A 21,959-nucleotide genomic window follows, 5' to 3' on the forward strand; every position below is an offset into this window, starting at 1 on the left:
CCTTGCGGCGTGCCTGCAGCGCTGCTTACTTTGCCGTAATTCCGTATGCGCTCATCCAGTCTTTAATCCCCTGTGTACTGCCTCCCCACCCCTGGACATACTCGGACAGCTCTGACGTAGAGATTTGTTTGTCTGGCAGCGCCTCACGCTGCACATATACAGGCTCAAGGACAACCGCGTCTTCGGTTTGATCTCCGTTCAGTTTCTGGTATGCATATCGTACTTGAACACGACCAATATCTGTTGGATCAACAGCCGCGGAAGCTGTCCAAGGATTGTTCGGGTCCTGAATCATTTGCAGATCTTCGTCACTCATATCGATACCATATACCTTGATCTCATCACGCCCGGCTTGCTGAATCGCACGCGCTGCACCTTTGGCAAACTCGTCCCATGCAGCCCAGACCGCAGTAATTTCACCTTTCGGATATTGTTTAAGAATCGCCTCCATTTTCGCCTGCGTGTCCAGCGCTGGATTCTGAGCAGAACCGAATGAAGCAATTTCCTTAATATCCGGATTGGCTTTCAGGAATGCACCATATGCAATCTGACGACGCTCCATCGGGGCAAATCCCGCGACCCACACTTTCACAATATTTCCTTTGCCATTAATATTTTTTTTCATTTGTTCAAGCGTCAGCTCGGCCATTTTCTGGTCGTCTTGCGACAGCACTGTAGCTCCGGGCACACTGATGGCTGCATCAAATACAACCACTGGAATCTTCTGCTCAACCGCTTTTTTCACTCCAGGCTCCAGAAGCGAGTCACCGTGGTCGGTCAGAATCACATCAAATTTCTGGTTAATGGCACTGTCGAGCAGAGAGACCATTTTCGCTTTATCATTATCCGCAACAAAGGTAGTAAGTTCACCGCCGAATTTGGCAATCTCCTCTTTTACCCCCTGTACATACTGCTGGGAAAAGGTTCCTGTATTGAATTCCATAATCAGTGCAACCCGTTTACCACTCAAAGGCCCTGTGACCGCCTCCGTCTTCGGAGTTTCACCTGCAGATCCTGAAGCAGCTGATGGAGCGGGTTCTTTTTTAATTCCGCAGGCTGACAGTGCCAGTGTAAGTATCAGTAATACGCTCATCCACACCCATTTTGAACTTGTTTTCTTCATCTCATTCTCCCCCTGCTTCCCTCGCTGTGAGTTCAATCACAATAGTTGAATATTAATATAACGGCTAATCCCAAGTATGTAAATAGGTTTTAGTGATTTAAAGCTGAAACACACTACATTTCTTAAAAACATTTCATCTCTCCATCCATTTCATCCATATTCAAGCAATAACGGCAAAGAAAAAGACCATGAGATCATGTCTCACGGTCTTTTGAAAGATTAAAGTATGATGGCGATTAAACCGCCTGATCCTTCGTTGATAATTCGTCCCAGCGTCTCCTGCAGTTTATACCTGGCATTGTCCGGCATCATGGCAATTTTACCTTGAATACCTTCACGCACAATGGAGTGTAACGAGCGGCCAAACATATCTGAATCCCATACCTTGATTGGATCGTTCTCGAAGTCCTGCATCAGATATCTGACCAGTTCCTCGCTCTGCTTCTCCGTACCGATAATCGGCGCAAATTCCGACTCCACATCGACACGAATCATGTGGATGGACGGTGCGGTCGCTTTCAGGCGGACACCGAATTTCGTGCCTTGACGAATCAGTTCCGGTTCATCGAGTGCCATCTCGGCAAGGGATGGTGCAGCTATGCCGTATCCCGTCGTTTTGACCATCTCCAGCGCCTCGGCAAAGCGGTCATACTCTCTCTTCGCATGTGAGAACTCCTGCATAAGCTGCAGCAGATGATCCTTGCCCCTGATTTCGATGCCGACAACTTCCACGAGAATCTGGTCATACAGCTCATCCGGTGCATAGAGATCAATCTCCGCTACACCCTGGCCCATATTCATGCCGCTCAGACCCGCGCGATCTATGAATTCATATTCCATGAATTGTGACACGACACGATCCACGTCGCGCAGTCTGCGAATATCTTTTACCGTGTCCCGCACCGAATTTTCATAGTTGCTGCGAAGCCAGTGCGTATCATTCAGCACCATAACCCAGCTCGGCAGGTTCACATTCACTTCATGTACAGGGAACTCATACAATACCTCACGAAGTACACCTGTGACATCATCTTCGGTCATCGTGGCCGCACTGAGAGTCATTACCGGGATGTCGTATTTGGCTGCGAGTTCACTCCGAAGCTGCAGTGCTTCTTCACTGCGAGGGCGTGTAGAGTTGATTACGAGGACAAACGGTTTGCCCACTTCTTTCAACTCTGCAATTACTCGCTCTTCGGACTCTACATAGGAACTGCGGGCGATCTCGGCGATTGTGCCGTCTGTTGTAACGACAACGCCAAGCGTGGAATGCTCCTGTATCACTTTGCGTGTACCAATCTCGGCCGCTTCCTGAAAAGGAATCGGCTCTTCGAACCAAGGTGTGGAGATCATACGCGGACCATTTTCATCCTCGTATCCCTTGGCACCTTCCACCGCGTAACCTACACAATCGACCAAACGAACATTAACATCCAGCCCTTCAGCCACTTTGATCTGGACTGCGTTGTTCGGTACGAATTTGGGCTCGGTTGTCATGATCGTTTTACCTGCTGCACTCTGTGGAAGTTCATCCACTGCACGGGCACGATCTGCTTCGCTGGTGATGTTCGGAAGTACGATCGTTTCCATGAATCGTTTAATAAATGTTGATTTCCCCGTCCGGACTGCGCCGACAACCCCGAGATAGATATCCCCTCCGGTCCGCTCAGCTATGTCCTTAAAAATGTCCACTTTCTCCAATGAAATCCCCTCCTTAAATTACTCCGAAGGAAAAATGCTAAAGAGCATCCGCTTCGTTTTTTCAATCAGAAGACTGAAATCCCTGCAACGGTAGAGCCGCCTTTGTGAGTGCCCGGAAGTCGTCCGCCGCCGAACGTTGCATTCTGATGAAACCGGCGAGAGCGGCGTTAACTCGTACATGCAATTGGACTAGTATCATCTTATGTATCCGTATGCGGCAATATGACGTGTTTTTTTGTTTTTTTATCTCATGATGGTGACATTAGGTGCATCCCCCGATCCCGGACTGCGCGTCTTTATTTCATTCTACTTTATGTGCACGATCCTCTGTTTATGACACACACTCTCTACTTTCCTTATCCTCTTCATTCTCTTACTCCTTTTTCTTCTTCAACATAAAAAGGACATCCCGCGGATCACGGAATGTCTCATCTGCATAATTTAGTTCTGAACAGCTTGGGCAGTGGGTGTATTATTCTCCAACCTATAAGGCACCGATTTGACAGGCACAAAATACGACTGTGCAGCCAAATGGCTGCGTAAATCTCCGCGATCTTGTTCATCTTGTACAGTCTGTGCATCCGATGAGCCATCGGTTTTTTCCAGTGCCTGCATAATATCAAAAGCATAATCTACATAAACGGTTCCCTGTGCATCCATCATAAAAGGCAGCTCCTGGCCTGAATAGACACTGTTCAGGGTAATCGGTGGAGAACCGGCCTGCGCAGCCAAATTCATATCCACTGCATATAGTCCAGGGTACAGCTCTTCGCCTGCAGGAAGCTTCTGATTATGTGCGGACTTGTATTGATTAACCATGCGCTGCACGTCATTTACCTTCTGTACAGTCGGGAGATCCATTACTTTCACGGTTGGCTTAATTTCTTCATTTTGCACGAGGAAGTAAGCGCTCCCACCACTTTCAAAAGCGGTTCCCGGTATTTCATCGAGATACCCCCGCTGCTTCAATTTAGGAAGATCAATTCTGAACTTTTCATACTTCGGCGTATCTGCGTCTGCATTCAGAATAGGCAGAATACCTTCATCCTTTTGGAATGCTTCCATCGCACTCTGTATTCGGTTCACACTTTCGCGATAGGCCGTTTTGGGATTGGTACCGCCCTGATCGGGGTACAGACAGCCGCTTGTTGTAATGCTCAACAGCAGCATTATAATCACGCACTGCACCCGGTGCATCAAACGTGTTCGGAGTTTTAATTCAACCTTTTTTCTAATCTTGTTAATCATTCGCGTCCTCCTTGAAATGAACAAACATGAATTAGAGGCCCCGGTCAGCTCCCGGACATTATGAAAACCAGTCGTCTTCATCCTGCTGCTGACGCTCAAGCTGTTTCCGAATGGCCGCTTTAAGCGGATCTTCCGGAATATGTACCTTTAACTCTCCACGCACTTTAGCCTGACACGATAGTCTTGTTCCCGCTTCAATCAGATGTCCCAGCTTTCTCTTTTCAGGTTCTGAAGGAGGGAGCAGTGCATGCATCTCGTCCTGCCCCACGTTCACTTTGCACATCAGACATGCTGCCTTACCATCACATCGGGTAGGTATTCGAATCCCGGCCCGCCGTGCAGCTTGCAGAATGGTCGTTCCTGACTGCACTTTGACAGATTTGTTCATGGGTAAAAATGTAACTACTTCCTGCATCATCGATCCTCCCTGATTTCCTCAGACCACGTAAAACCCACCAGCTCTTCAACTTCTGATCTGAAGCGGGAAGTCCATATGTTATGCTGGCTCATTGCAGCCATTACAGGCTGGTGAAGTTCCGGCTCTTGACGTATTCGAAGCGATATGGGTACATATCGATCTTCGCGTCCACGCAGTAGGTTAAATAACAATTCATGCCCAAGCGGCATCAACCGCAGTCGATATGAATCCACTTGAGCTTCATATGCATAGGGAGCAAGCACCTGTTCAATCTGTGTACGATACCAGCTTTGCCGCGCCCATACTTCAAAACCGCCAACCAGTTCCAGTGAACATTCACCTACCTGGTAATGACTGAGCAGAGAAGCATAAGGTCCTGTTTTGTCTACCGCAGGCTCGTCCAGCTTCCTTCCGGGAGCACAGCGATGCAGCGCTTTGGCTGCTGCAATATCTGCATACACATCGATATCCCGCGGCGCTTGCTGCAATTCCACACCTTGAAGCAGAAGGCCGCAGCTTCCTCCCAACAGCCAGGTGTACGGTTGATTGCTCCACGCTCTGGCCGTTTCCAGCAGTGCCGCTTCTAATTCAGGATAACGCGCCGTCCAGCCCTCCGTCTCATGCGATCCCATAGGCATACACTCCTCCCATCCGTCTTTTCATTGTGTCCGTTCTTATGATGCGCTTATGCGGATGTTCTCTCTCGGTTGGAAATCTAAGTCAGAGAAGCAATTCCACCGAAAAAGCCGATGAGCATAATTAAAAATGCAATAATGGAAAGAATGCCCCGTACCAACCCCTTTGTCTTGGCACGGGCAAATGTAATTAAAAATACAGATAATCCCATAATGAGGATGGCCACCAATGACAGCCACATCTTGTCCATCGCGCTCATAAACCAACAGTCTCCCTTTCGGTCCGATATTCATCACTGACTTTGTGACAATTGCAATCATTATAACATGAAATCGGGCGCATTTTTCCAGTAAAACGACAAAAAAGCAAGCCAGCATCTGCTGGCTTGCTCTTTGTTTAAGCTCGATCCTCGTGTAAACAGGTGGGATCTCTATTATTTTTTCATCATCATCTTCATTAACGACTCCATATTGCTTGGATTCAGTCCGCTTTTCTTGACTGCACTCACAATATCCTGAACCGTATCCTCAGATACCGGTATTTTTGCCATAGCGGATACTTGTTTGATCAACTGGCGAAGCTGAGCCTCATTCTGCATCGTTGTTGGTTTCACGGTGCTGGCCAGTTTCTTGACTGCACCTTCAGTGATCGTTTTGCCCGTTTTTTTGTTAATTGCTTTCAGCGCATCTTTCGAAATGTTGCTGCCCATTCGTCTCCCCTCCTCCGGCAATGCTCATGTGTATCATATGAGTCTGCTGCGGAAAAGGTGAATAAGCTTCATCATTTTAAGACAGGCCATCGGAACAATCCGTTCAGGAGTGCCACTGCTCCCATGTTTCGAGCTTCATCACTTCCATCTCGGTTTTGGGGTCGCGCCCCATTAAAGCTTCAACCGCGGCTCGCGGCTCTCTGTTCAGGAATAATACATGATACAGTTGATCTGCGATCGGCATTTGAACACCGGTTTTCTGAGAAATAAAATAGGCAGCCTGTGTGGTGCGAATCCCTTCAACAACCATGCCCATGGATTGAAGCACATCGTCCAGCTTCTGTCCCTGTCCCAGCATGGAACCTGCTCTCCAGTTCCGGCTGTGCTGACTTGTCGCTGTTACAACCAGATCACCGATCCCCGCCAGTCCGGAAAATGTTAACGGATTGGCCCCCATTTCTACACCGATACGTGTAATCTCGGCAAGTCCACGAGTTAACAGAGCTGCTTTGGCGTTGTCTCCAAATTGAAGACCATCTGACATCCCCGCCCCTAGCGCAATGATATTTTTGAAAGCTCCGGCCAACTCAACTCCAAGCATATCCCGATTGGTATACACACGAAAATAGGCATTCATAAACAATCCCTGAACGGCCTCGGCGGTAGATTTATCCAGTGAGGCCACAACTACAGTTGTTGGACAGCGCTTCACTACTTCTTCGGCATGACTTGGACCCGACAGCACCACGATCCGTCCTTCTTCGCATTCAAGCTCTTCAGCGATCACCGTAGACATCCGTTTCAGACTTTCCGTCTCGAAACCTTTGGTAGCATGAATAATCAGCATATCGGGTGTATAAAAAGGTTTGAACTGGTGCGTGACCGCACGCATCGCAGACGAAGGCGCGACAATTAAAACAGCGGCTGCACCTGCAACTGCCGCTTCCATATCACTCGTTGCCCGAATACGGGAAGACAGCTCTGCACCAGGAAGGTAACGTGCATTGGTATGCTGTGTATTAATCTCAGCGGCCTGTTCTTCACTACGTGTCCACATTACTACATCCAGTTCGTTTGCGGCGAGAACACTGGCGAGTGCTGTTCCCCAGCTGCCTGCAACCAGTACAGCAACTTTTTTAGACAACGCGTTTCCCCCCTCCAGGGTTCTTCGATCCCAATTTATTTTCCTGTCCTTTGGCGAGCTTCACAATGTTCGTGCGATGTCTCCAGAATGCAAACAGACAAATAATCAGACTGCCCCAGAAAATACTCATCGAATATCCAGGCAGGGTCAGAATGAAAACAGGAGTCAAAGCGACAAAAATTAAAGAACCAAGCGAAACATAACGTGTCAGAACGATGGACAGTATCGCCAAAACTCCGGCACACAGCGCAGGTAGGAAAGCCAGGCTTGCCATTACACCAATCGCGGTCGCAATACCTTTTCCTCCCCGGAAATGGAAATAGAGCGGCCAGTTATGACCTGCTATGGCAGCGATACCACTGAATGCAGCAATCCACGGAGACCCGTCACTTAACCATATGCCAATCCATACTGCAGCAACACCTTTGATTACATCAAGCAGCAGAACGGCAGCAGCCGGCCCTTTACCCAGTATACGCAGGGTATTCGTTGCTCCTGCATTTCCGCTCCCATGCTGACGTATATCAATCCCCCGTATTGCTTTTGCAAGAAGAACACTAAAGCTGATCGAACCAAGCAGATAGCTCAGTACGATCGCTGCGATTGATAAAATCACAAACTTCTCCCCTAACCTTCGTCGGACTTCCTCCGAGTAAATATGCGAATTGGTGTGCCTTCAAAATCAAACGCCGCACGGATTTTATTCTCCAGGTAGCGCTCATACGAGAAGTGCATCAATTCAGGGTCGTTTACAAAAATGACCATGGTTGGCGGTTTGACCGCTACCTGAGTCACATAGTTAATTCTCATTCTCCGCCCTTTATCGGTTGGCGGCGGATTAATGGCTACCGCATCGGATACTACATCGTTAAGCAGATGTGTCTGCACCCGCAGCGAGTGCTGTTCTGCTACGCGCTGTACCACAGGCAGCAATTTTTGTAAGCGTTGTTTTGTGAGCGCGGACAAGAATACAACCGGAGCATACGTCATGAAGAGGAAGTGGTCTCGAATTTTCGTCTCAAATTCCTTCATCGTTTTATCCGTTTTATCCACGATATCCCATTTATTCACTACAAACAATGAAGCTTTACCTGCTTCAAACGCATAACCTGCAATGTGCTTGTCCTGCTCAATGATGCCTTCTTCGCCGTTAATGACAATCAGGACTACATCGGCACGCTCAATTGCACGCATTGCACGCATCACGCTGTATTTTTCTGTTGTTTCATATACTTTACCGCGCTTTCGCATACCGGCTGTGTCAATCAGCACATAGCGCTGCCCGTCTTTTTCGAAAGGAGTGTCAATTGCATCACGGGTTGTTCCAGCTACGTCACTGACAATAACACGTTCCTCGCCCAGAATTGCGTTTACAAGTGAAGATTTACCTACATTAGGGCGTCCGATCAGAGCTACACGAATCACATCTTCATCGTATGTCTCTTCCTCAAGTTCAGGTAATTTCTCCACAATGGCATCGAGCAGATCGCCAATCCCTGTACCATGACTGCCAGATACCCCGATTGGATCACCAAAACCGAAGCCGTAAAACTCATAAATCAGCTCACTGCGTCCAATGTTATCCACTTTATTGACAGCCACAACGATTGGTTTGCCTGAGCGGTACAGCATCTCTGCGACTTCTTCGTCAGACTGTGTAATACCTGCTTTGGCGTCACACATAAATACAATAACATCTGCCTCTTCAATCGCAAGTTCTGCCTGCATGCGGATGGATTTCATAATGACGTCCTCGCCGTCAATTTCGATACCACCTGTATCAATAATACTGAATGCTTTACCGTTCCATTCACCGATTCCGTAGATCCGGTCGCGGGTTATGCCCGGTTTGTCTTCCACAATGGCCAGTCTGTCGCCAATAATCCGATTGAAAATGGTGGATTTACCCACGTTCGGTCGGCCGACAATTGCCACAACTGGTCTTGCCATACATTCCACTCCTCCTGTCCATACTTACGTTAATCATCATAGCAAAAAAGCTATGTCTTGGCTAACGTTTCATAACGGAATTCTCGCAATAACAACAATCGGCGAACCCGCGGGGGCTCGCCGATCTTGCTTTTATTGTTCAGCAAAATATGCAGTATATAACCTAGAACCATGCATGTATAACTTATTTGAATTTGCTGAGTTTATCGCCAAACAGTTCGCCGAGCGTAGTGCTCATACCTTGATTGTTCAAGGACACGTTAGGATTGTTGATCTCTTCACGTGGAGCATTGTTTCTTGCTGGACGCTCTGATTTTTGTGGTTGAGCAGGAGCTTCTTCCGTTTCTTTGATGCTCAAGCTTACACGCTGCTCAGACGGGTTCATGTCCAAGATTTTAACTTGAACTTCTTGTCCTTCTTTCAACACTTCATGAGGAGTGCCGATGTGTTTGTGGGAGATTTGTGAGATGTGCACAAGTCCCTCTACACCAGGAGCGATTTCAACGAATGCACCGAAATCAACCAGACGTTTTACAACACCTGTTACGATATCGCTAGTGTTGAATTTGTCACCAGCTGTTTCCCAAGGGCCTGGTTGAACTGCTTTCATGCTCAGGCTGATTTTGCCTTTGTCAGGATCAACTTTCAGCACTTTAACATTGACTTTGTCGCCTTCGGACAATACATCGGATGGTTTGTCAACGTGCGTCCAAGCCAGCTCGGATACGTGGACCAAACCGTCAACTCCGCCCACATCAACGAATGCGCCAAATTGAGTCAAACGCTGTACTGTACCTTCGATGACTTGACCTTCTTGCAAACCAGCCATAACTTGTGCTTTGTTCGCTTCGAATTCCTGCTCCAGTACATCTTTTTGAGAAAGGATCACTTTGTTGTTCTCACGGTCGATCTCTTTCACTTTAACACGCAGTGTGCGTCCTTTGTAGTCGCTGAAGTCTTCAACGAAATGGCGCTCAACCATGGAAGCCGGGATAAATCCACGCACGCCCACGTCTGCTACCAGACCGCCTTTAACAACATCACCTACAACAACTTCGAACACGTCTTGGTCTTCAAAATGCTTTTGCAATTGCTCCCAAGCGTTCTCGCTGTCAATAGCACGTTTGGACAGAACGAGTTTTTCTTTCTCGTCATCGATGCTGAGTACTTTAGCTTCAACTTCTTGTCCTACTTCTACCGCATCAGAAGCGCTGTCTACGTGGAGCGAAGACAGTTCACGAATTGGAATAACACCGTCATATTTATATCCAATGCTTACATAAGCCTGGTTATCTTCCAATTTGACGATGGTTCCTTTTACAGTATCTCCTTTTTTCAAGGAAACGAATTGATCCAACTCATCTTGGGTTGCTTCTTGATTTTTCATTTCTTCCGACATGTCAAATACCCTCCTCAATTCAAAAACCCCATTATATTCAAACCTGCCTTGGCAGAGTTCAAAACACTTTCATGCGAATGCACTTGATATAGCTTTCCTCAAAAATATGGAAACATGCACTCTTGGCAGACTGCCTTATTTGCTGGGCACGCCTGTTTTCGTCATTTCATTAATTTTGGACATAATTTTCTCGGTCGCTCTCTCCAGAGCATCTCCAGAGGTGTCATCCTTGAACTCGTCCAAATTGACCGGTGCGCCGTATACTACTTTCATCTTACGAAACAACTTGTAGTTGCCGATAATAGCAGTAGGAATTACAGTGGCACCGCTGCGGAGAGCAAAACTTGCCGCTCCTTTTTTACCAATTCCTCCATCATTGTGACGGCTTCCGGTTGGGAAAATACCAAGCACTTCACCACCACGCAAAATATTGAGTGAGGTTTTGATGGATTCTTTGCTGACGCCTCCACGTTTCACGGGGAAGGCACCAACTGCTTTGATGATTGGCCCTAATACCGGAACATTAAACAATTCGCTTTTAGCCATAAATCTCACTTGACGGCGAATTTTAATGCCAACGGTTGGCGGATCAAAGTTGCTGATATGATTGGAGCATAGAAGTACGCCGCCGTCTTTCGGGATATTTTCCCGTCCAACTGCCTCCAGGCGAAAAAGAATGGTATACATGATCCGCAGTACTGTCTTACAAAAGGTGTAAATCATAGACCGCTCTCTCCTCTGACCATTGTGCAATAAGATACGATTTTGTCAACCACTTCATGGATGTTCATCTTTGTTGTATCCAGGACGATCGCGTCCTCTGCACAGCGCAGCGGGGAAACTTCCCGATTCTCATCCAGTTTATCACGGGTGGCAATATCTCGCTCCAGTTGTTCCAACGTCAGACCTTCGGATGGTTCCAGTTCTTTGAAGCGGCGAAGAGCACGCTCCTGTACACTGGCAGTCATGAAAATTTTCACTTCTGCATCGGGCAGTACTGTTGTTCCGATATCGCGCCCATCCATTACGACGCCCTTGCGCAAAGCCATTTGCCGCTGAATATCCACTAATTGCGTACGCAGCCCCTCGATTTGCGCATATCGAGACACGATCCCCGTCACTTCACGGGAGCGGATTTCAGAAGTTACATCCTCCCCATTACAGAACACTTTCTGTCCACCCCGATCCGGTTGTAAATCAATAACCAAATCCTGAGCTTCCAGAAGTACCTGACTCATATCATCCGGAGAAATATCTTTCCGAATCATATGTAAGGATACTGCACGGTACATTGCGCCGGTATCAACGTAAATGTATCCGAGTTCCTCTGCAACCAATCGGGCCACCGTGCTTTTTCCGGCACCAGCAGGTCCGTCAATTGCAACGTTCATCTTCCCGTTATCTGATGTGTTCTGGCTTGCCAACGGGGCATTCCTCCTCAAACGATAAACCTCAATAAAAAAACAGGCATTGCCTGTCATCGTGAAAATTATACCACACTCTACACATGGATGCAAAAACAGACAAATCAGCCAGTGGGGTCTTTGTTTGTGCCCTGCATACGAATCGGGGTACCTTCAAGCCGATCAATCGTTGTCATCATTTTCTTCAGATCAGGAACAAGCAGTAATAGCTGACAGAGGATAACAAGAATCAAGAGAACTGCGATAATAAGCATTACTCTCCGCTCTATTCGTTTTGAGACTACATGATAAATACGTTCATACCTGCGTGAATTCAGACGTTTACTCATGGCCGCGATCTCCGTTTTTGCCTTACGTTGCCCAACACCGGATTAATTTATGCGAGTTCATTTCTTTATTTCATACGGTAATCCAGCTGCCGCTCAAAACAGAATTTAATCACTTTTTGGCGCTCTGAATCCGTAATCTGCGAAAATTTCAGCATTCCCAGCTCACGCCCTGATTCCAGCTTTTTGATGCGCACCACCTCGGCCTCAAATTGCACATGATCGATTGCGCCATTGCGATAAGGGACGAGCAGCCAGCATTTTAGCTTTTGTCCTTCCTGAATTTTCAATTCGGGCTCAATGTAAATGGACATTCCACCGCCACCAATGTCTTCAGTCAGAACCACTGCACGTGTGAGATCTTCACACTGGAGTGCCAGTTCGAGGCTGGCATGAACACGAAGGAAACTGCGGCGCTGAATTTTGGAAATCTCATCAGGAAGCGGTTTTCGAATGCGTACCAGGCGAATGACATCTTCCTCAAAACCGGTCACATAGGTGTTAAAATAATGACGGACTCCACTCTCGTTTATATAGGAGATGGACAGTTCTTCGCCAAAAAAAAGTCTTTTCAGGCGGCTGTTTCCCTGCTGCATCGGAACCTCAATCAGGAAACTGTTATCATCTGTATCTGCGATACGCGATTTGTATTCTTTGTGTTCCTCTTTTTCGTCAGCCGATGCGATCTGGATATATAATACTTCATTTACTTTAGGAAACAATCGGTTCACCGCCACTTATGTATTTATCTTCGTATTGCAAGGACTATTATACCATGACCTTTCTCACTTGGAACAAGAAAAAACAGACCATGACTATGGTCTGTTCTCACAAGATGACTTATGCAAATGCGCGCGCTGCTGCCTATTTCTAGGATGCAGCGTTGACAGGTTTGATCTCTTCGACAGCTTCTTCCGTTCCAGTATTGGCATTAATGTAAATCCGGTAACGCGAACCATTAATTCGTCCCCCGAATTCGTAACAAAGCACTTCTTTACTGTATTCGTTCTCGATCAACGATTTACGCACATAATTTTCTTTGAAGTCGGAATTGAGTCTTTTGCGCGCCTGCTCAGCTGTAAGCTTAGCTTTCGGGATTTGACGTTTGTCATTATGCTCATAGACGAAGTCACTTGCCTGAAAACCGATAACTTCTCCTGTATCCAAACCAACACGCACAGACATTTTCTCGGGATATATTAATGTATCCCCTTGTTTACGCACATACGTAAGGTTAGCCAGATTGCCAAATTCATCGTAGTTGACGGCTTTCATATCCTTGTAACCCTTATTTTCAAGAAAATGATCTGCCTGGTTCATCGCCTCTTGACGGGACACCTTTTTAGCTCCTACCGGCCGGGTATCACTGTAAGAGATAAGCATTCCACCGTTGCGGGTGAAATCCATCATCAGTTTTCCGTTTCTGGCATGGTGAGCAGTTGCTGTGAACGATTCCCAATCTGTTCCTTTACCATTCTCCTGAACTTGAATCTTGCTGCTCTCCATATTTGAGAATTTAGCTGCCTTTTCCTGAATCTGCTCTTTGGACACAGGTAGTCCGCCGAGCTTTTTCACGGAACGTTTGGCAAACATGTTAGACACTGAAGGACCCCAATCAAGTTCAGGGTACTCCTGCACCTTTTTGTTGACTGTACGGAAGCCGTCCACAATGGAATTATCATTCGTCTGATCCTGAGTCGCCATGACGGTTTCAGCATCCATCCAGCGCAGACGATCCGACAGCACTTTTTGCTGCACTTCCTTCAGATTTTTCGTAATTTCCGAAGAATTTTGATACAGTGTTTTCAGGTTGCCCATTTCTTTCTCACTAAGCGGTTCGTTCGTCAAGTCACGCATTGAAGCATGGTACGCAAATTTTGAAATGCGTGAAAGGAACTCCTCCGTCTCATTGAAGGGAAGCATGCCGAGCGGAAGCTGATTGATTTCATTCTGCGCTTCGCTTGTAAGCCTCCACACATTCATCAACCCTTTGCGGTGCATGCCTTGTGAGCTTGTATGGACAGCGAGTGTGCTGCCTATCTCTGAATGCAATTTGTCCATATGAAATGAGAGGTCGTGAAAAGCACGCTGATATTGATTCTCTGCTTTGATCAGGATCGCATTTTTCTCCTGATTCTCCTGATAACCCCAAACAAGCGCACCGATCAGGAGAACTGCAAATATCGGAAACATGACTGAACTTAATCGTTTATACACGGTAGATTCTCCTTTCTTCTAAACCACTGCCTTTATTGTGGATCGAAGAAAGACCTCTTATGCATGCGATTTCCATTCAGGACGATTTTTGCCTTCAATTTAGAAGTCTTTTCACGATATGACAGTAATGCTGTTTTTCGTTTAATACAGCTGAAAACTCGTGGCCATCCCATCTTCCTCAATATCAAATTGATCTTTGTTATCGCAAAGACACTGTTTAAAACCCGTTTCAATCCTCCCCCGTTCTTTTCTGCCTCTTAACGTAAATCGTTCACCGCACTGTTTGCATCTAATTTTGATCTTAATTCTCGTCATGTTCTATCCCCGTTTCATTTCGTCGTTTCCCGGGCATCAAACACATAAAAAAGACACACCGGGTCAATGCGTTCTTAGACGCTTTATGTCCACCAGTGTGTCCGTATTTTTATAATTTAATCTCTTCCTCACGTTTCACAAAACGAAAAGGAGAACGGTTATTAGCCCGTGTAATCTTGCCAATTGCTCCATACCACAGACCCGCCATAAGAGGCGCAATGAACCATAACCAGTGATTCACCATCATATTCATAATGACATCGTATAAGGCATGCCAGAAAAATGGCAGCATTAGAGATAAGCAGAGATACCATCGTTTCTTCTTCGTATCGTCAATAAATTTAGCCTTACCCATGTAATATCCCATAATAACCGCGAACATCGCATGTCCGGATACGGGAAGAAGAGCCCGAAGGAACATTCCTGAAACCGAGGCATTGCCTGCGAAAGCATACAGCACATTCTCCACAGTAGCGAAACCCAATGAAACGGCAACCGAATATAATATCCCGTCATAAGGCTCGTCAAATTCGGTGTGATTATAAATGATGTGATAAATCACAAAAAATTTGACAAACTCCTCAACCCCGCCCGAGATCAGGATGGATTCGATCAGGGGGTTATCACCAAGCCACATCATCATACCTCGCTGAATAATCATGACGGGCAGAACGATTAAAATACCCATCACAAACACTCTCAGAATCATGTGAAGCGGCTCATAATCATACCGGTCTTTCAGATAAAAGTATGTTAACAAGGCGAGACCCGGAGCAACTGCTGCAGCTAGAAGCGAAAACAATAGCACCGAAATTCCCTCCTCTGACTATTGACGCGTTTAGAACCGGATTTTAATCCTGACGTTTGAAGTGGGTGCAGATGACCTCAATCGCTTGTTCAGGAATAACCAACTTGCCGTACTCTTCCATAACAGCCGGAGTAACAGAGGAACCTTCTCCAAACTCAGCCAGCAAAGCGATCAGGGCAGCGTGTTTGGTCGTGTCCACATCATCCGGTTCAAAATGCAAGAACCATTTATTTTTATAAGAATACAGTTTGCCCGCATCCGTAACGTGTTGATGTAACATATGGGCAGCTTCAATCAGCACTTCAAAATCCTTAAAAGCGTATACGATGGAATCACTTTGCTCCAATGTAACTTCCATTTCGTATACCTCTTCAGGAAGATCATCTTCATGACCTGAACCATATTGTTGCGGATCATATTTTCCACGAGTAACAATGACAACCATCCCTTGAGCGGGAAGTGCGAATACTTCAACAGCCAGCGGACCTGTAGCATCAAAACCAAGTTCAGAGTAAGCCTGGTCCATCATTTCAGTGAACAGTTCATGTACCTTCGGTAGTTCCTGCCACATATCTTCTTTTTGTATTCCGCGCTCGCTCAGATCGTCAAAGGTCAGGAAAATCCGTATCTTATCGTGACTTAGTCGTTCTATTTTCATACAGGATCTCCCCTTTATAAGCAAGTCTTATAACAGATTATGAAGCACAAAACAATATGTGCTGAAAATAAATCTATGTAGTTATGTTATCATTTTATACCTGTAAATGCACGAAGTAAAATCAACAAAAAAAGAATCAATCCACATCAAATCAAGACTGTGGATGATTCTTAATGGATGCTGAGGGTTATAAACCCGGTACAGTTGTATTTGTCTGACTTAAAATCTGCTCCACCTCATGTTTAACATCCGGGTTGGTACGAATAAAGTCTTTCAGCATGTTCATGTTTTCTTCTTTTTCTTTTGGTGTGACTGGTCTGCTAATTTTCGCTGCAGCTTTGTGCGTTTCCCCATGTTGGTCCGGTTTACTGCTGAAACCATCCATGCCCGGGAAAGTCATCTCCATCATTTTGTGCTTGGCCTGGTTGACGACGTTTCGTGATGAACTTGATGACATCATAGGAAGCCTGCCTTTAGCTAACCAAGAACTGGCGGCTGCACCAACAACAATACCCCAGAAAAAGGATGACGCCTTCATTACACCAACCTCCTTTAAGTGTTGAATTCAAGAGTAGTGTTTGCTGCAGAAGTCGATCTCATTCCGAATAAATACAGGAAAGTGAGTTGAAGAAATGTTAAGAAATGTCGTCTCCATGATTCTGATCGCGAGCATGCTGCTTACTGCCTGCGGTGATCAAAACCAGTCTGTATCCGATGCGGAGCAAACCTCAGAAAAAACGACTGCAGCCAGCAAGGATGAAACAAACAAAATAACCTCAGGCAAAGCCGCTGAGTCCAAAGATGTCACGACAGATACAGCAGATGATTCTTTAGATGAAACCCTTAACGAAACAGAAGAAACTAAGGCTTCCGCAACCTCTGGACATGAAACTACAAGGGAAGAAGTCGTAGATAAAACGTATCATATGAATTCGAATTATGTTATTAAACCCAATAATGAATCCAGTTCCGCCAAAGTTGTATTATTAACATTTGACGATGGACCAAAAGAAGAAAAAATGATTACTTCACTTATCGATACACTGGATAAACATGATGCCAAAGCTATTTTTTTTGTTAACGGATACCGCGTCAAGCATCAACCTGAACTGCTGCAGCTCATTCATGAACGTGGACAGATTATCGGTAACCACGCCTGGGATCACGAGGATTTGAAAAAGATGCCGCAAGCTGAGGCGATTAAACAGGTCACTGACGTTCAGCAGCTTGTGAAAGATATCATTGGTGAGCAGCCTCAGTTTTTCAGGCCCCCATTTGGCTCTGGTAATGATGCTCTCAAAGGTGCAGTCCAGCAGCAAGGCATGTTATATATGACGTGGTCTAACGGATCACTTGACTGGGATAAGAGCACCAAAAACAAGCCTGATAAAGTTATTCAGAACGTCCTGGATCAGCTTCACCCCGGAAGTAATATTTTAATGCATGAATTGCCATGGACGGTTGAAGGTCTTGATGAGTTGTTAACTCAGCTTGAACAGAAAGGATATTCGTTTGTTGATCCGCGTGCAATCGAGCATCAGACCCGATAAACAACGGCAGCAGCAGTGCTCCCGCTGGAAGAATACAACGGACAGCAAAAAGCCCGAAACTACTGATCCGGGCTGCTCGCAGCAGGTACACGTAATGTTATGAGATGAATCTCAGCGGGACAATTTAACCTGAGGGGGAGGTGATTCGTGCCAAACCCTCTGCTCACAAGCAGTTTCCCGCCCTGAGAATCATCTTTGCTTCGTTTCAACGAAAACCACCCGCTCGGTACAGCTCGATAAGCCCTGCTCAGGAATATCGGTCCGAGCCATGGCAAAACGATTTGCCCTCCATGTGTATGACCGCTTAATATCAAGTCCGCATGAAGGTCTAACCGCAGCGCTTGCAGGGGATCGTGAACCAAAAGAATGGTCGAATCACCTTCCGTCTTTTGAAGGAGCATTTTTCCCTTTTTGGAGCGATAGTCCAATCCAATTAACCGGATGTGCTGTGTCCCTTTTTGTAAATAAACGGCCTTGTCTTGTAACAACTGCACACTCGCGTCATTCAGAAGCTTGGACAATTGAGCTGCAGCCGCCTTTTTGTCGTGATTGCCATAGACTGCATAGGCCGGGGCCAGACTCGATAAAATCTTCATATTTTGTCTGACAATGGACCAGGAAATTCCCTCTTCGGCCATATCTCCCCCGATTAGTACCCAATCAACCCTACCCTTTAACTCTTCTATATCTTTTGTTTTCAGCAAGCGTTTATGTGTATCGGACAAATACAAAATGACGGCTCCATCGAATGCTGACGGAAGATGCGTTAGTTCTACTTCATCTACTCTCAGTACATGTGATCGAGCCTCAAGCCACATATGCACTAACAGAAGCACAGCTGCAGCTGACAAAACCACTGCTGCAACGACCACCATTACCACGGTAATGGGAGGAAGGTATTTAGTGGGGGTGCACCTTTAATGCCCCACCACACTAGACCAACGGTCAACATAATAAAAATAAATATAAGTGAGTTAACGAACCTTTTGCTTAATCTCAAACGTCTCGAGGGATGCAGCTCGGTACGAGTTGGCAATGTACGTGCCTCTGAAATCGTCTCTCCCTGCTGATTTCCCGTTTTTTTGGAACGGCTTGGTGCTCGCTGCGGTAAAACGGGACTTTCCAGAGCTGATGCATAGGATTGACGCTGAGACCGCGGTAACGTGATCGAAGTAATTGTTGGCACTCCACCGGTCTCGACAGCAGCCGCCGTTTCAGCCACGAGTGTGGTCTGAGAAGTTGTGCGGCGCTCAGTTTTCTCTTTTTTATCCGAGTGACGCTGACGTTGACTGCCATATGTTTTCATTCTACTTAGCGGCTGATTCATGATCCCCTCCGAAAACGTATCGCCAAACCGGATACCAAATCAATAACAAAATGACATAGAATTGGTGCCCATAACGTGCCAGACTGTATATAAATCCAGCCAAGCCCGTAACTCGATAGAAACACCCACCCTGTTGGAATCCAGTGGCGAAGATAACGAATGTGTATAACTGCAAATAAAATACTTGTCCAGTATGGACCAATGGCATGTTGGATCGCACCTCGGAACAACAATTCCTCGCATACAGCCACGATGGCCGCTATACATACAATATGCCAGATTGGACGTCCTTGAAACAGCAGCTCATTAATCCCGCCGTCATCCATGCTCTCTTGAGGTATAACATAGGACAGTACCAAATCCATGACAAGCATAATACCAGCAAGACCAAGACCCCACCATAAAAATTGAAGATGCTCAGGCCAAGCCAGAACCTCAAATAAATTTCTTTTTTGCAGCAGAATCCATATGACCCCGATAATTAAAGTCAGCCCCTGAGTGAAATAAAGATTAATCAGCAGCAGGCGCTCGGTTAACTGCTGTGGTTCGGCCTTCCTAATTTTAAATTTCGGAAACTTCTTGTTTTTCATTGCATGCGTCTGTCCCTTGAGTTATTTGATATCGTTATCCATACATAGACTAATCCGATAGTATACTAAATCATAGCCAAAAAACCAATTCGGTTCAAGACCTGTCCGAAGTCCCGGATCATTACCCAAAAACGTTACTTCATTAATGCGGTGAAATTCATCTCGCGAAACAACACGTTTCTGATGTTTTTGTCGGGTTTAAAATTTGTTGTGGAGGTAAAACGGACTTCTAAGAGGCGCGAAAAACACAGTCTGCCGCGAACAGAATTAAAACATCTTAGCCTATTGACATGCTCATGTAAGCCATGATACATTATGAAAAAATTAGTCCCGTTAAACACGATGATGGAGAAAAGACGTTGCTTAGTCTTTCAGAGAGCCGATGGATGGTGGGAATCGGCGGCAGGCAGATGATCTTGAGCGCTCCTGAGTTATTGCATTGAAATAGGAGTAGGTGCAATCGGTTTAGACCCGTTATCCTCTTCGGTCTTCATTGACCGCTAAGACTGTCGTTGCGAAACGGCGGTGAATTAGGGTGGTACCACGACAACTCTCGTCCCTTATTGCGCAAGCAGTATGTGGATTGAGAGTTTTTTTGATTATTTTTGATAAAAGAATCCTGTGGAATCACCCTGTTCGTTTACCCTCCTCCTCTGCCACGACACCGCGTTGTTGGAGGGAAGAATCATCGGTTTTAAGGAATGTCTCCATCTGGAGACGAAACCTTGACGAAATATAGATATACAAACCTAAGGAGGAAGAAACCATGTACAAAGTGTTAGTATCGGACCCAATCAGTGATTTGGGAATTCAGCAGCTGGTGGATGCAAGTGATGTCGTAGTCGAGAAGAAAACCGGACTTAGTGAAGATGAGCTTACTGCCATTATCGGTGATTATGATGCCCTTCTTGTTCGCAGCCAGACACGTGTTACTGAACGCATTATGACGGCTGGAACCAAACTTAAAGTCATTGGACGCGCAGGTGTTGGCGTTGATAATATTGAACTGGAACCCGCTACACAACGCGGTATTATTGTAATTAATGCACCTGACGGCAATACAATTACGACATGTGAGCACACCTTTGCCATGATGATGGCATTGGCACGACACATTCCTCAGGCTTACGCCAAAACCGTTCAAGGTACGTGGGATCGAAAAACCTTCCTGGGTGTGGAATTGAGAAATAAAACACTGGGCGTACTCGGTATGGGGAGAATCGGAAGCGAAGTTGCTAAACGTGCCAAAGCATTCGGGATGGACATTCTAGCCTTCGATCCGTTCCTCACTGAGGAGCGTGCTGAGAAACTGCAGGTAAAACTGGCCAGTGTTGATGATATCATCCGTAATGCCGATTTTATGACAGTGCATACGCCGCTGACTCCGGAAACACGCCATATGATTTCGCGTCCGCAATTTGAAGTGATGAAAAAAGGTATGCGCATCATTAACTGTGCACGCGGCGGTGTCATTGACGAGATGGCACTTGTTGAAGCGATTGATGAAGGTATCGTTGCTGGCGCTGCATTCGATGTATTCGAAAGTGAGCCGCCTGCAGCAGACCATCCATTCCTGAATCACCCAAGCATTATTGTTACACCTCACTTAGGCGCATCGACAGTTGAAGCTCAAGAAAATGTAGCCATTGACGTATCTGAACAGGTTCTTCATATTCTTCGCAATGAACCGTTCAAAAATGCCGTAAACATGCCCGCGGTTGCACCAACCGTTATGAACAAACTTCAGCCTTACTTCAAGCTTGGTGAGACGCTGGGAAGTTTCGCAGCACAAATTACTCAAAATGCTGTACAAGAGATCCGTATTGACTACGCAGGGGATTTGTCAGAGGTAGATACTTCTCCGCTGACTCGTTACATTGTGAAAGGCATTCTGGCGAGACATCTGGGGGGCGAAGCCAACATCGTCAATTCCATGCATCTGGCCAAAATTCGTGACTTGAATGTCGTTGTAAGCCAAACCTCTGCTACTAAAGGATTTACTAACCTGATTACTGTAACGTTGATAACTACCCAAGAAGGGGAAGAGCGCCGCGTTGCGGGTACACTTCTTGCAGGTTACGGCGAGCGTATCGTTCGCCTCGACAAATTCCCGGTAGATATCGCACCGGAAAGTCACCAAATTTTGATCTCTCACAACGATAAGCCAGGTATCATTGGGCGCGTAGGTACGCTTCTTGGACAAAATGATGTAAACATTGCATCCATGCAGGTGGGGCGTAAAATTATCGGCGGTGCAGCAATCATGATTCTGACCGTCGATAAAGAAGTACCAAAAGATGTACTGGTTCAGCTTACAGCACTGCCTGAACTGAATACAGCGGTTGAGATTGTACTGGGCTAAGCATCAGTTTATTTCAGACAAAAAGACGGGAACGATGATGTTCCCGTCTTTTTGCTG

General features: G+C 46.2%; 24 protein-coding genes and 1 other annotated feature. Of the genes, 2 read left to right on the forward strand and 22 right to left on the reverse strand.

Annotated features, from left to right (window positions below):
- Positions 1–25: 25 nt before the first annotated feature.
- The 19 genes from MKY97_RS18095 to MKY97_RS18185 form a co-directional block, all read right to left on the reverse strand.
- Positions 26–1,123, reverse strand: coding sequence for a sugar ABC transporter substrate-binding protein (locus tag MKY97_RS18095; RefSeq protein ID WP_342551711.1), 1,098 nt, complete (start codon positions 1,121–1,123; stop codon positions 26–28).
- A 219-nt stretch (positions 1,124–1,342) separates the two neighbouring features.
- Positions 1,343–2,821, reverse strand: coding sequence for a stage IV sporulation protein A (gene spoIVA / locus MKY97_RS18100; protein ID WP_342551712.1), 1,479 nt, complete (start codon positions 2,819–2,821; stop codon positions 1,343–1,345).
- Positions 2,822–3,262: 441 nt separating this feature from the next.
- Positions 3,263–4,069 carry a hypothetical protein gene (locus MKY97_RS18105; RefSeq protein ID WP_342551713.1) on the reverse strand — a complete coding sequence of 269 codons (807 nt, stop codon included), beginning with the start codon at positions 4,067–4,069 and terminating at the stop codon, positions 3,263–3,265.
- Between the two features lie 58 nt (positions 4,070–4,127).
- Entirely contained in the window at positions 4,128–4,484 is a 357-nt protein-coding gene (locus MKY97_RS18110) for a 2Fe-2S iron-sulfur cluster-binding protein (RefSeq protein ID WP_342556379.1), read from the reverse strand.
- Complete coding sequence (locus MKY97_RS18115) at positions 4,484–5,119, reverse strand: hypothetical protein (RefSeq protein WP_342551714.1); 636 nt, start codon at positions 5,117–5,119, stop codon at positions 4,484–4,486. Before MKY97_RS18115 ends, MKY97_RS18110 begins: the two co-directional genes overlap by 1 nt.
- An 83-nt stretch (positions 5,120–5,202) precedes the next feature.
- Positions 5,203–5,382: a DUF2768 family protein gene (locus MKY97_RS18120; RefSeq protein ID WP_184187216.1), complete on the reverse strand. Its 180-nt coding sequence runs from the start codon at positions 5,380–5,382 to the stop codon at positions 5,203–5,205.
- 174 nt (positions 5,383–5,556) lie between these two features.
- Positions 5,557–5,832: a stage VI sporulation protein F gene (locus MKY97_RS18125; protein WP_342551715.1), complete on the reverse strand. Its 276-nt coding sequence runs from the start codon at positions 5,830–5,832 to the stop codon at positions 5,557–5,559.
- A gap of 103 nt (positions 5,833–5,935) precedes the next feature.
- Complete coding sequence (locus MKY97_RS18130; RefSeq protein WP_342551716.1) at positions 5,936–6,976, reverse strand: NAD(P)H-dependent glycerol-3-phosphate dehydrogenase; 1,041 nt, start codon at positions 6,974–6,976, stop codon at positions 5,936–5,938.
- A complete protein-coding gene (gene plsY / locus MKY97_RS18135; RefSeq protein WP_342551717.1) occupies positions 6,969–7,592 on the reverse strand; it encodes a glycerol-3-phosphate 1-O-acyltransferase PlsY in 624 nt (207 codons plus the stop codon). The genes MKY97_RS18130 and plsY overlap by 8 nt, the downstream gene beginning before the upstream one ends.
- An 11-nt stretch (positions 7,593–7,603) precedes the next feature.
- Positions 7,604–8,926 (reverse strand): ribosome biogenesis GTPase Der, encoded by a 1,323-nt coding sequence (gene der / locus MKY97_RS18140; RefSeq protein ID WP_342551718.1) that lies wholly within the window; start codon positions 8,924–8,926, stop codon positions 7,604–7,606.
- Positions 8,927–9,110: 184 nt separating this feature from the next.
- Positions 9,111–10,325 (reverse strand): 30S ribosomal protein S1, encoded by a 1,215-nt coding sequence (gene rpsA, locus MKY97_RS18145; RefSeq protein ID WP_342551719.1) that lies wholly within the window; start codon positions 10,323–10,325, stop codon positions 9,111–9,113.
- Positions 10,326–10,460: 135 nt separating this feature from the next.
- Positions 10,461–11,048 carry a lysophospholipid acyltransferase family protein gene (locus MKY97_RS18150; RefSeq protein WP_342551720.1) on the reverse strand — a complete coding sequence of 196 codons (588 nt, stop codon included), beginning with the start codon at positions 11,046–11,048 and terminating at the stop codon, positions 10,461–10,463.
- Positions 11,045–11,749: a (d)CMP kinase gene (gene cmk / locus MKY97_RS18155; RefSeq protein WP_342551721.1), complete on the reverse strand. Its 705-nt coding sequence runs from the start codon at positions 11,747–11,749 to the stop codon at positions 11,045–11,047. Before cmk ends, MKY97_RS18150 begins: the two co-directional genes overlap by 4 nt.
- Positions 11,750–11,853: 104 nt before the next feature.
- A complete protein-coding gene (locus tag MKY97_RS18160) occupies positions 11,854–12,078 on the reverse strand; it encodes a hypothetical protein (RefSeq protein WP_342551722.1) in 225 nt (74 codons plus the stop codon).
- Positions 12,079–12,143: 65 nt separating this feature from the next.
- Positions 12,144–12,797, reverse strand: a complete 654-nt coding sequence (locus MKY97_RS18165) for a flagellar brake domain-containing protein (protein WP_342551723.1) — start codon at positions 12,795–12,797, stop codon at positions 12,144–12,146.
- A 148-nt stretch (positions 12,798–12,945) separates the two neighbouring features.
- Positions 12,946–14,292, reverse strand: coding sequence for a germination protein YpeB (ypeB, locus tag MKY97_RS18170; RefSeq protein ID WP_342551724.1), 1,347 nt, complete (start codon positions 14,290–14,292; stop codon positions 12,946–12,948).
- 424 nt (positions 14,293–14,716) lie between these two features.
- The gene (gene prsW / locus MKY97_RS18175; protein ID WP_342551725.1) at positions 14,717–15,415 is read right to left on the reverse strand and encodes a glutamic-type intramembrane protease PrsW; all 699 of its coding nucleotides are present in this window, start codon (positions 15,413–15,415) and stop codon (positions 14,717–14,719) included.
- Positions 15,416–15,458: 43 nt separating this feature from the next.
- Complete coding sequence (locus tag MKY97_RS18180) at positions 15,459–16,073, reverse strand: genetic competence negative regulator (RefSeq protein ID WP_342551726.1); 615 nt, start codon at positions 16,071–16,073, stop codon at positions 15,459–15,461.
- Between the two features lie 187 nt (positions 16,074–16,260).
- On the reverse strand, positions 16,261–16,611 hold the full coding sequence (locus MKY97_RS18185) for a hypothetical protein (protein ID WP_342551727.1): 351 nt from the start codon (positions 16,609–16,611) through the stop codon (positions 16,261–16,263).
- Positions 16,612–16,705: 94 nt separating this feature from the next.
- Between MKY97_RS18185 and MKY97_RS18190 the strand changes: the two genes are divergently transcribed.
- Positions 16,706–17,623: a polysaccharide deacetylase family protein gene (locus tag MKY97_RS18190; protein WP_342551728.1), complete on the forward strand. Its 918-nt coding sequence runs from the start codon at positions 16,706–16,708 to the stop codon at positions 17,621–17,623.
- A 59-nt stretch (positions 17,624–17,682) separates the two neighbouring features.
- Here the strand turns inward: MKY97_RS18190 and MKY97_RS18195 are convergent, their stop codons facing one another.
- Genes MKY97_RS18195 through MKY97_RS18205 form a run of 3 tightly spaced genes read right to left on the reverse strand, consistent with a single transcriptional unit; the run spans position 17,683 to position 19,540 of the window.
- Positions 17,683–18,480, reverse strand: coding sequence for a metallophosphoesterase (locus tag MKY97_RS18195; protein WP_342551729.1), 798 nt, complete (start codon positions 18,478–18,480; stop codon positions 17,683–17,685).
- A 17-nt stretch (positions 18,481–18,497) separates the two neighbouring features.
- The gene (locus MKY97_RS18200) at positions 18,498–18,950 is read right to left on the reverse strand and encodes a hypothetical protein (RefSeq protein WP_342551730.1); all 453 of its coding nucleotides are present in this window, start codon (positions 18,948–18,950) and stop codon (positions 18,498–18,500) included.
- A complete protein-coding gene (locus MKY97_RS18205) occupies positions 18,947–19,540 on the reverse strand; it encodes a type II CAAX endopeptidase family protein (RefSeq protein ID WP_342551731.1) in 594 nt (197 codons plus the stop codon). Before MKY97_RS18205 ends, MKY97_RS18200 begins: the two co-directional genes overlap by 4 nt.
- Before the next feature lie 333 nt (positions 19,541–19,873).
- Positions 19,874–20,104: a binding site (T-box leader), on the forward strand.
- Between the two features lie 202 nt (positions 20,105–20,306).
- On the opposite strand from MKY97_RS18205, the gene serA reads away from it, so the two are divergent.
- A complete protein-coding gene (gene serA / locus MKY97_RS18210; protein ID WP_342551732.1) occupies positions 20,307–21,902 on the forward strand; it encodes a phosphoglycerate dehydrogenase in 1,596 nt (531 codons plus the stop codon).
- Positions 21,903–21,959: the final 57 nt, after the last annotated feature.

Source organism: Paenibacillus sp. FSL R7-0652 (assembly GCF_038595045.1).
Classification (GTDB): domain Bacteria; phylum Bacillota; class Bacilli; order Paenibacillales; family Paenibacillaceae; genus Paenibacillus.

What these genes read in the sequence shown, in the direction of transcription:
- MKY97_RS18095 (WP_342551711.1), bottom strand. Translation starts at nt 1,123, where the DNA reads ATGAAGAAAACAAGTTCAAAATGGGTGTGGATGAGCGTATTACTGATA.
- MKY97_RS18105 (WP_342551713.1), bottom strand. Translation starts at nt 4,069, where the DNA reads ATGATTAACAAGATTAGAAAAAAGGTTGAATTAAAACTCCGAACACGT.
- MKY97_RS18110 (WP_342556379.1), bottom strand. Translation starts at nt 4,484, where the DNA reads ATGCAGGAAGTAGTTACATTTTTACCCATGAACAAATCTGTCAAAGTG.
- MKY97_RS18115 (WP_342551714.1), bottom strand. Translation starts at nt 5,119, where the DNA reads ATGGGATCGCATGAGACGGAGGGCTGGACGGCGCGTTATCCTGAATTA.
- MKY97_RS18120 (WP_184187216.1), bottom strand. Translation starts at nt 5,382, where the DNA reads ATGAGCGCGATGGACAAGATGTGGCTGTCATTGGTGGCCATCCTCATT.
- MKY97_RS18125 (WP_342551715.1), bottom strand. Translation starts at nt 5,832, where the DNA reads ATGGGCAGCAACATTTCGAAAGATGCGCTGAAAGCAATTAACAAAAAA.
- der (WP_342551718.1), bottom strand. Translation starts at nt 8,926, where the DNA reads ATGGCAAGACCAGTTGTGGCAATTGTCGGCCGACCGAACGTGGGTAAA.
- rpsA (WP_342551719.1), bottom strand. Translation starts at nt 10,325, where the DNA reads ATGTCGGAAGAAATGAAAAATCAAGAAGCAACCCAAGATGAGTTGGAT.
- MKY97_RS18150 (WP_342551720.1), bottom strand. Translation starts at nt 11,048, where the DNA reads ATGATTTACACCTTTTGTAAGACAGTACTGCGGATCATGTATACCATT.
- MKY97_RS18160 (WP_342551722.1), bottom strand. Translation starts at nt 12,078, where the DNA reads ATGAGTAAACGTCTGAATTCACGCAGGTATGAACGTATTTATCATGTA.
- MKY97_RS18180 (WP_342551726.1), bottom strand. Translation starts at nt 16,073, where the DNA reads ATGAAAATAGAACGACTAAGTCACGATAAGATACGGATTTTCCTGACC.
- MKY97_RS18185 (WP_342551727.1), bottom strand. Translation starts at nt 16,611, where the DNA reads ATGAAGGCGTCATCCTTTTTCTGGGGTATTGTTGTTGGTGCAGCCGCC.
- MKY97_RS18190 (WP_342551728.1), top strand. Translation starts at nt 16,706, where the DNA reads ATGTTAAGAAATGTCGTCTCCATGATTCTGATCGCGAGCATGCTGCTT.
- MKY97_RS18200 (WP_342551730.1), bottom strand. Translation starts at nt 18,950, where the DNA reads ATGAATCAGCCGCTAAGTAGAATGAAAACATATGGCAGTCAACGTCAG.
- MKY97_RS18205 (WP_342551731.1), bottom strand. Translation starts at nt 19,540, where the DNA reads ATGAAAAACAAGAAGTTTCCGAAATTTAAAATTAGGAAGGCCGAACCA.
- serA (WP_342551732.1), top strand. Translation starts at nt 20,307, where the DNA reads ATGTACAAAGTGTTAGTATCGGACCCAATCAGTGATTTGGGAATTCAG.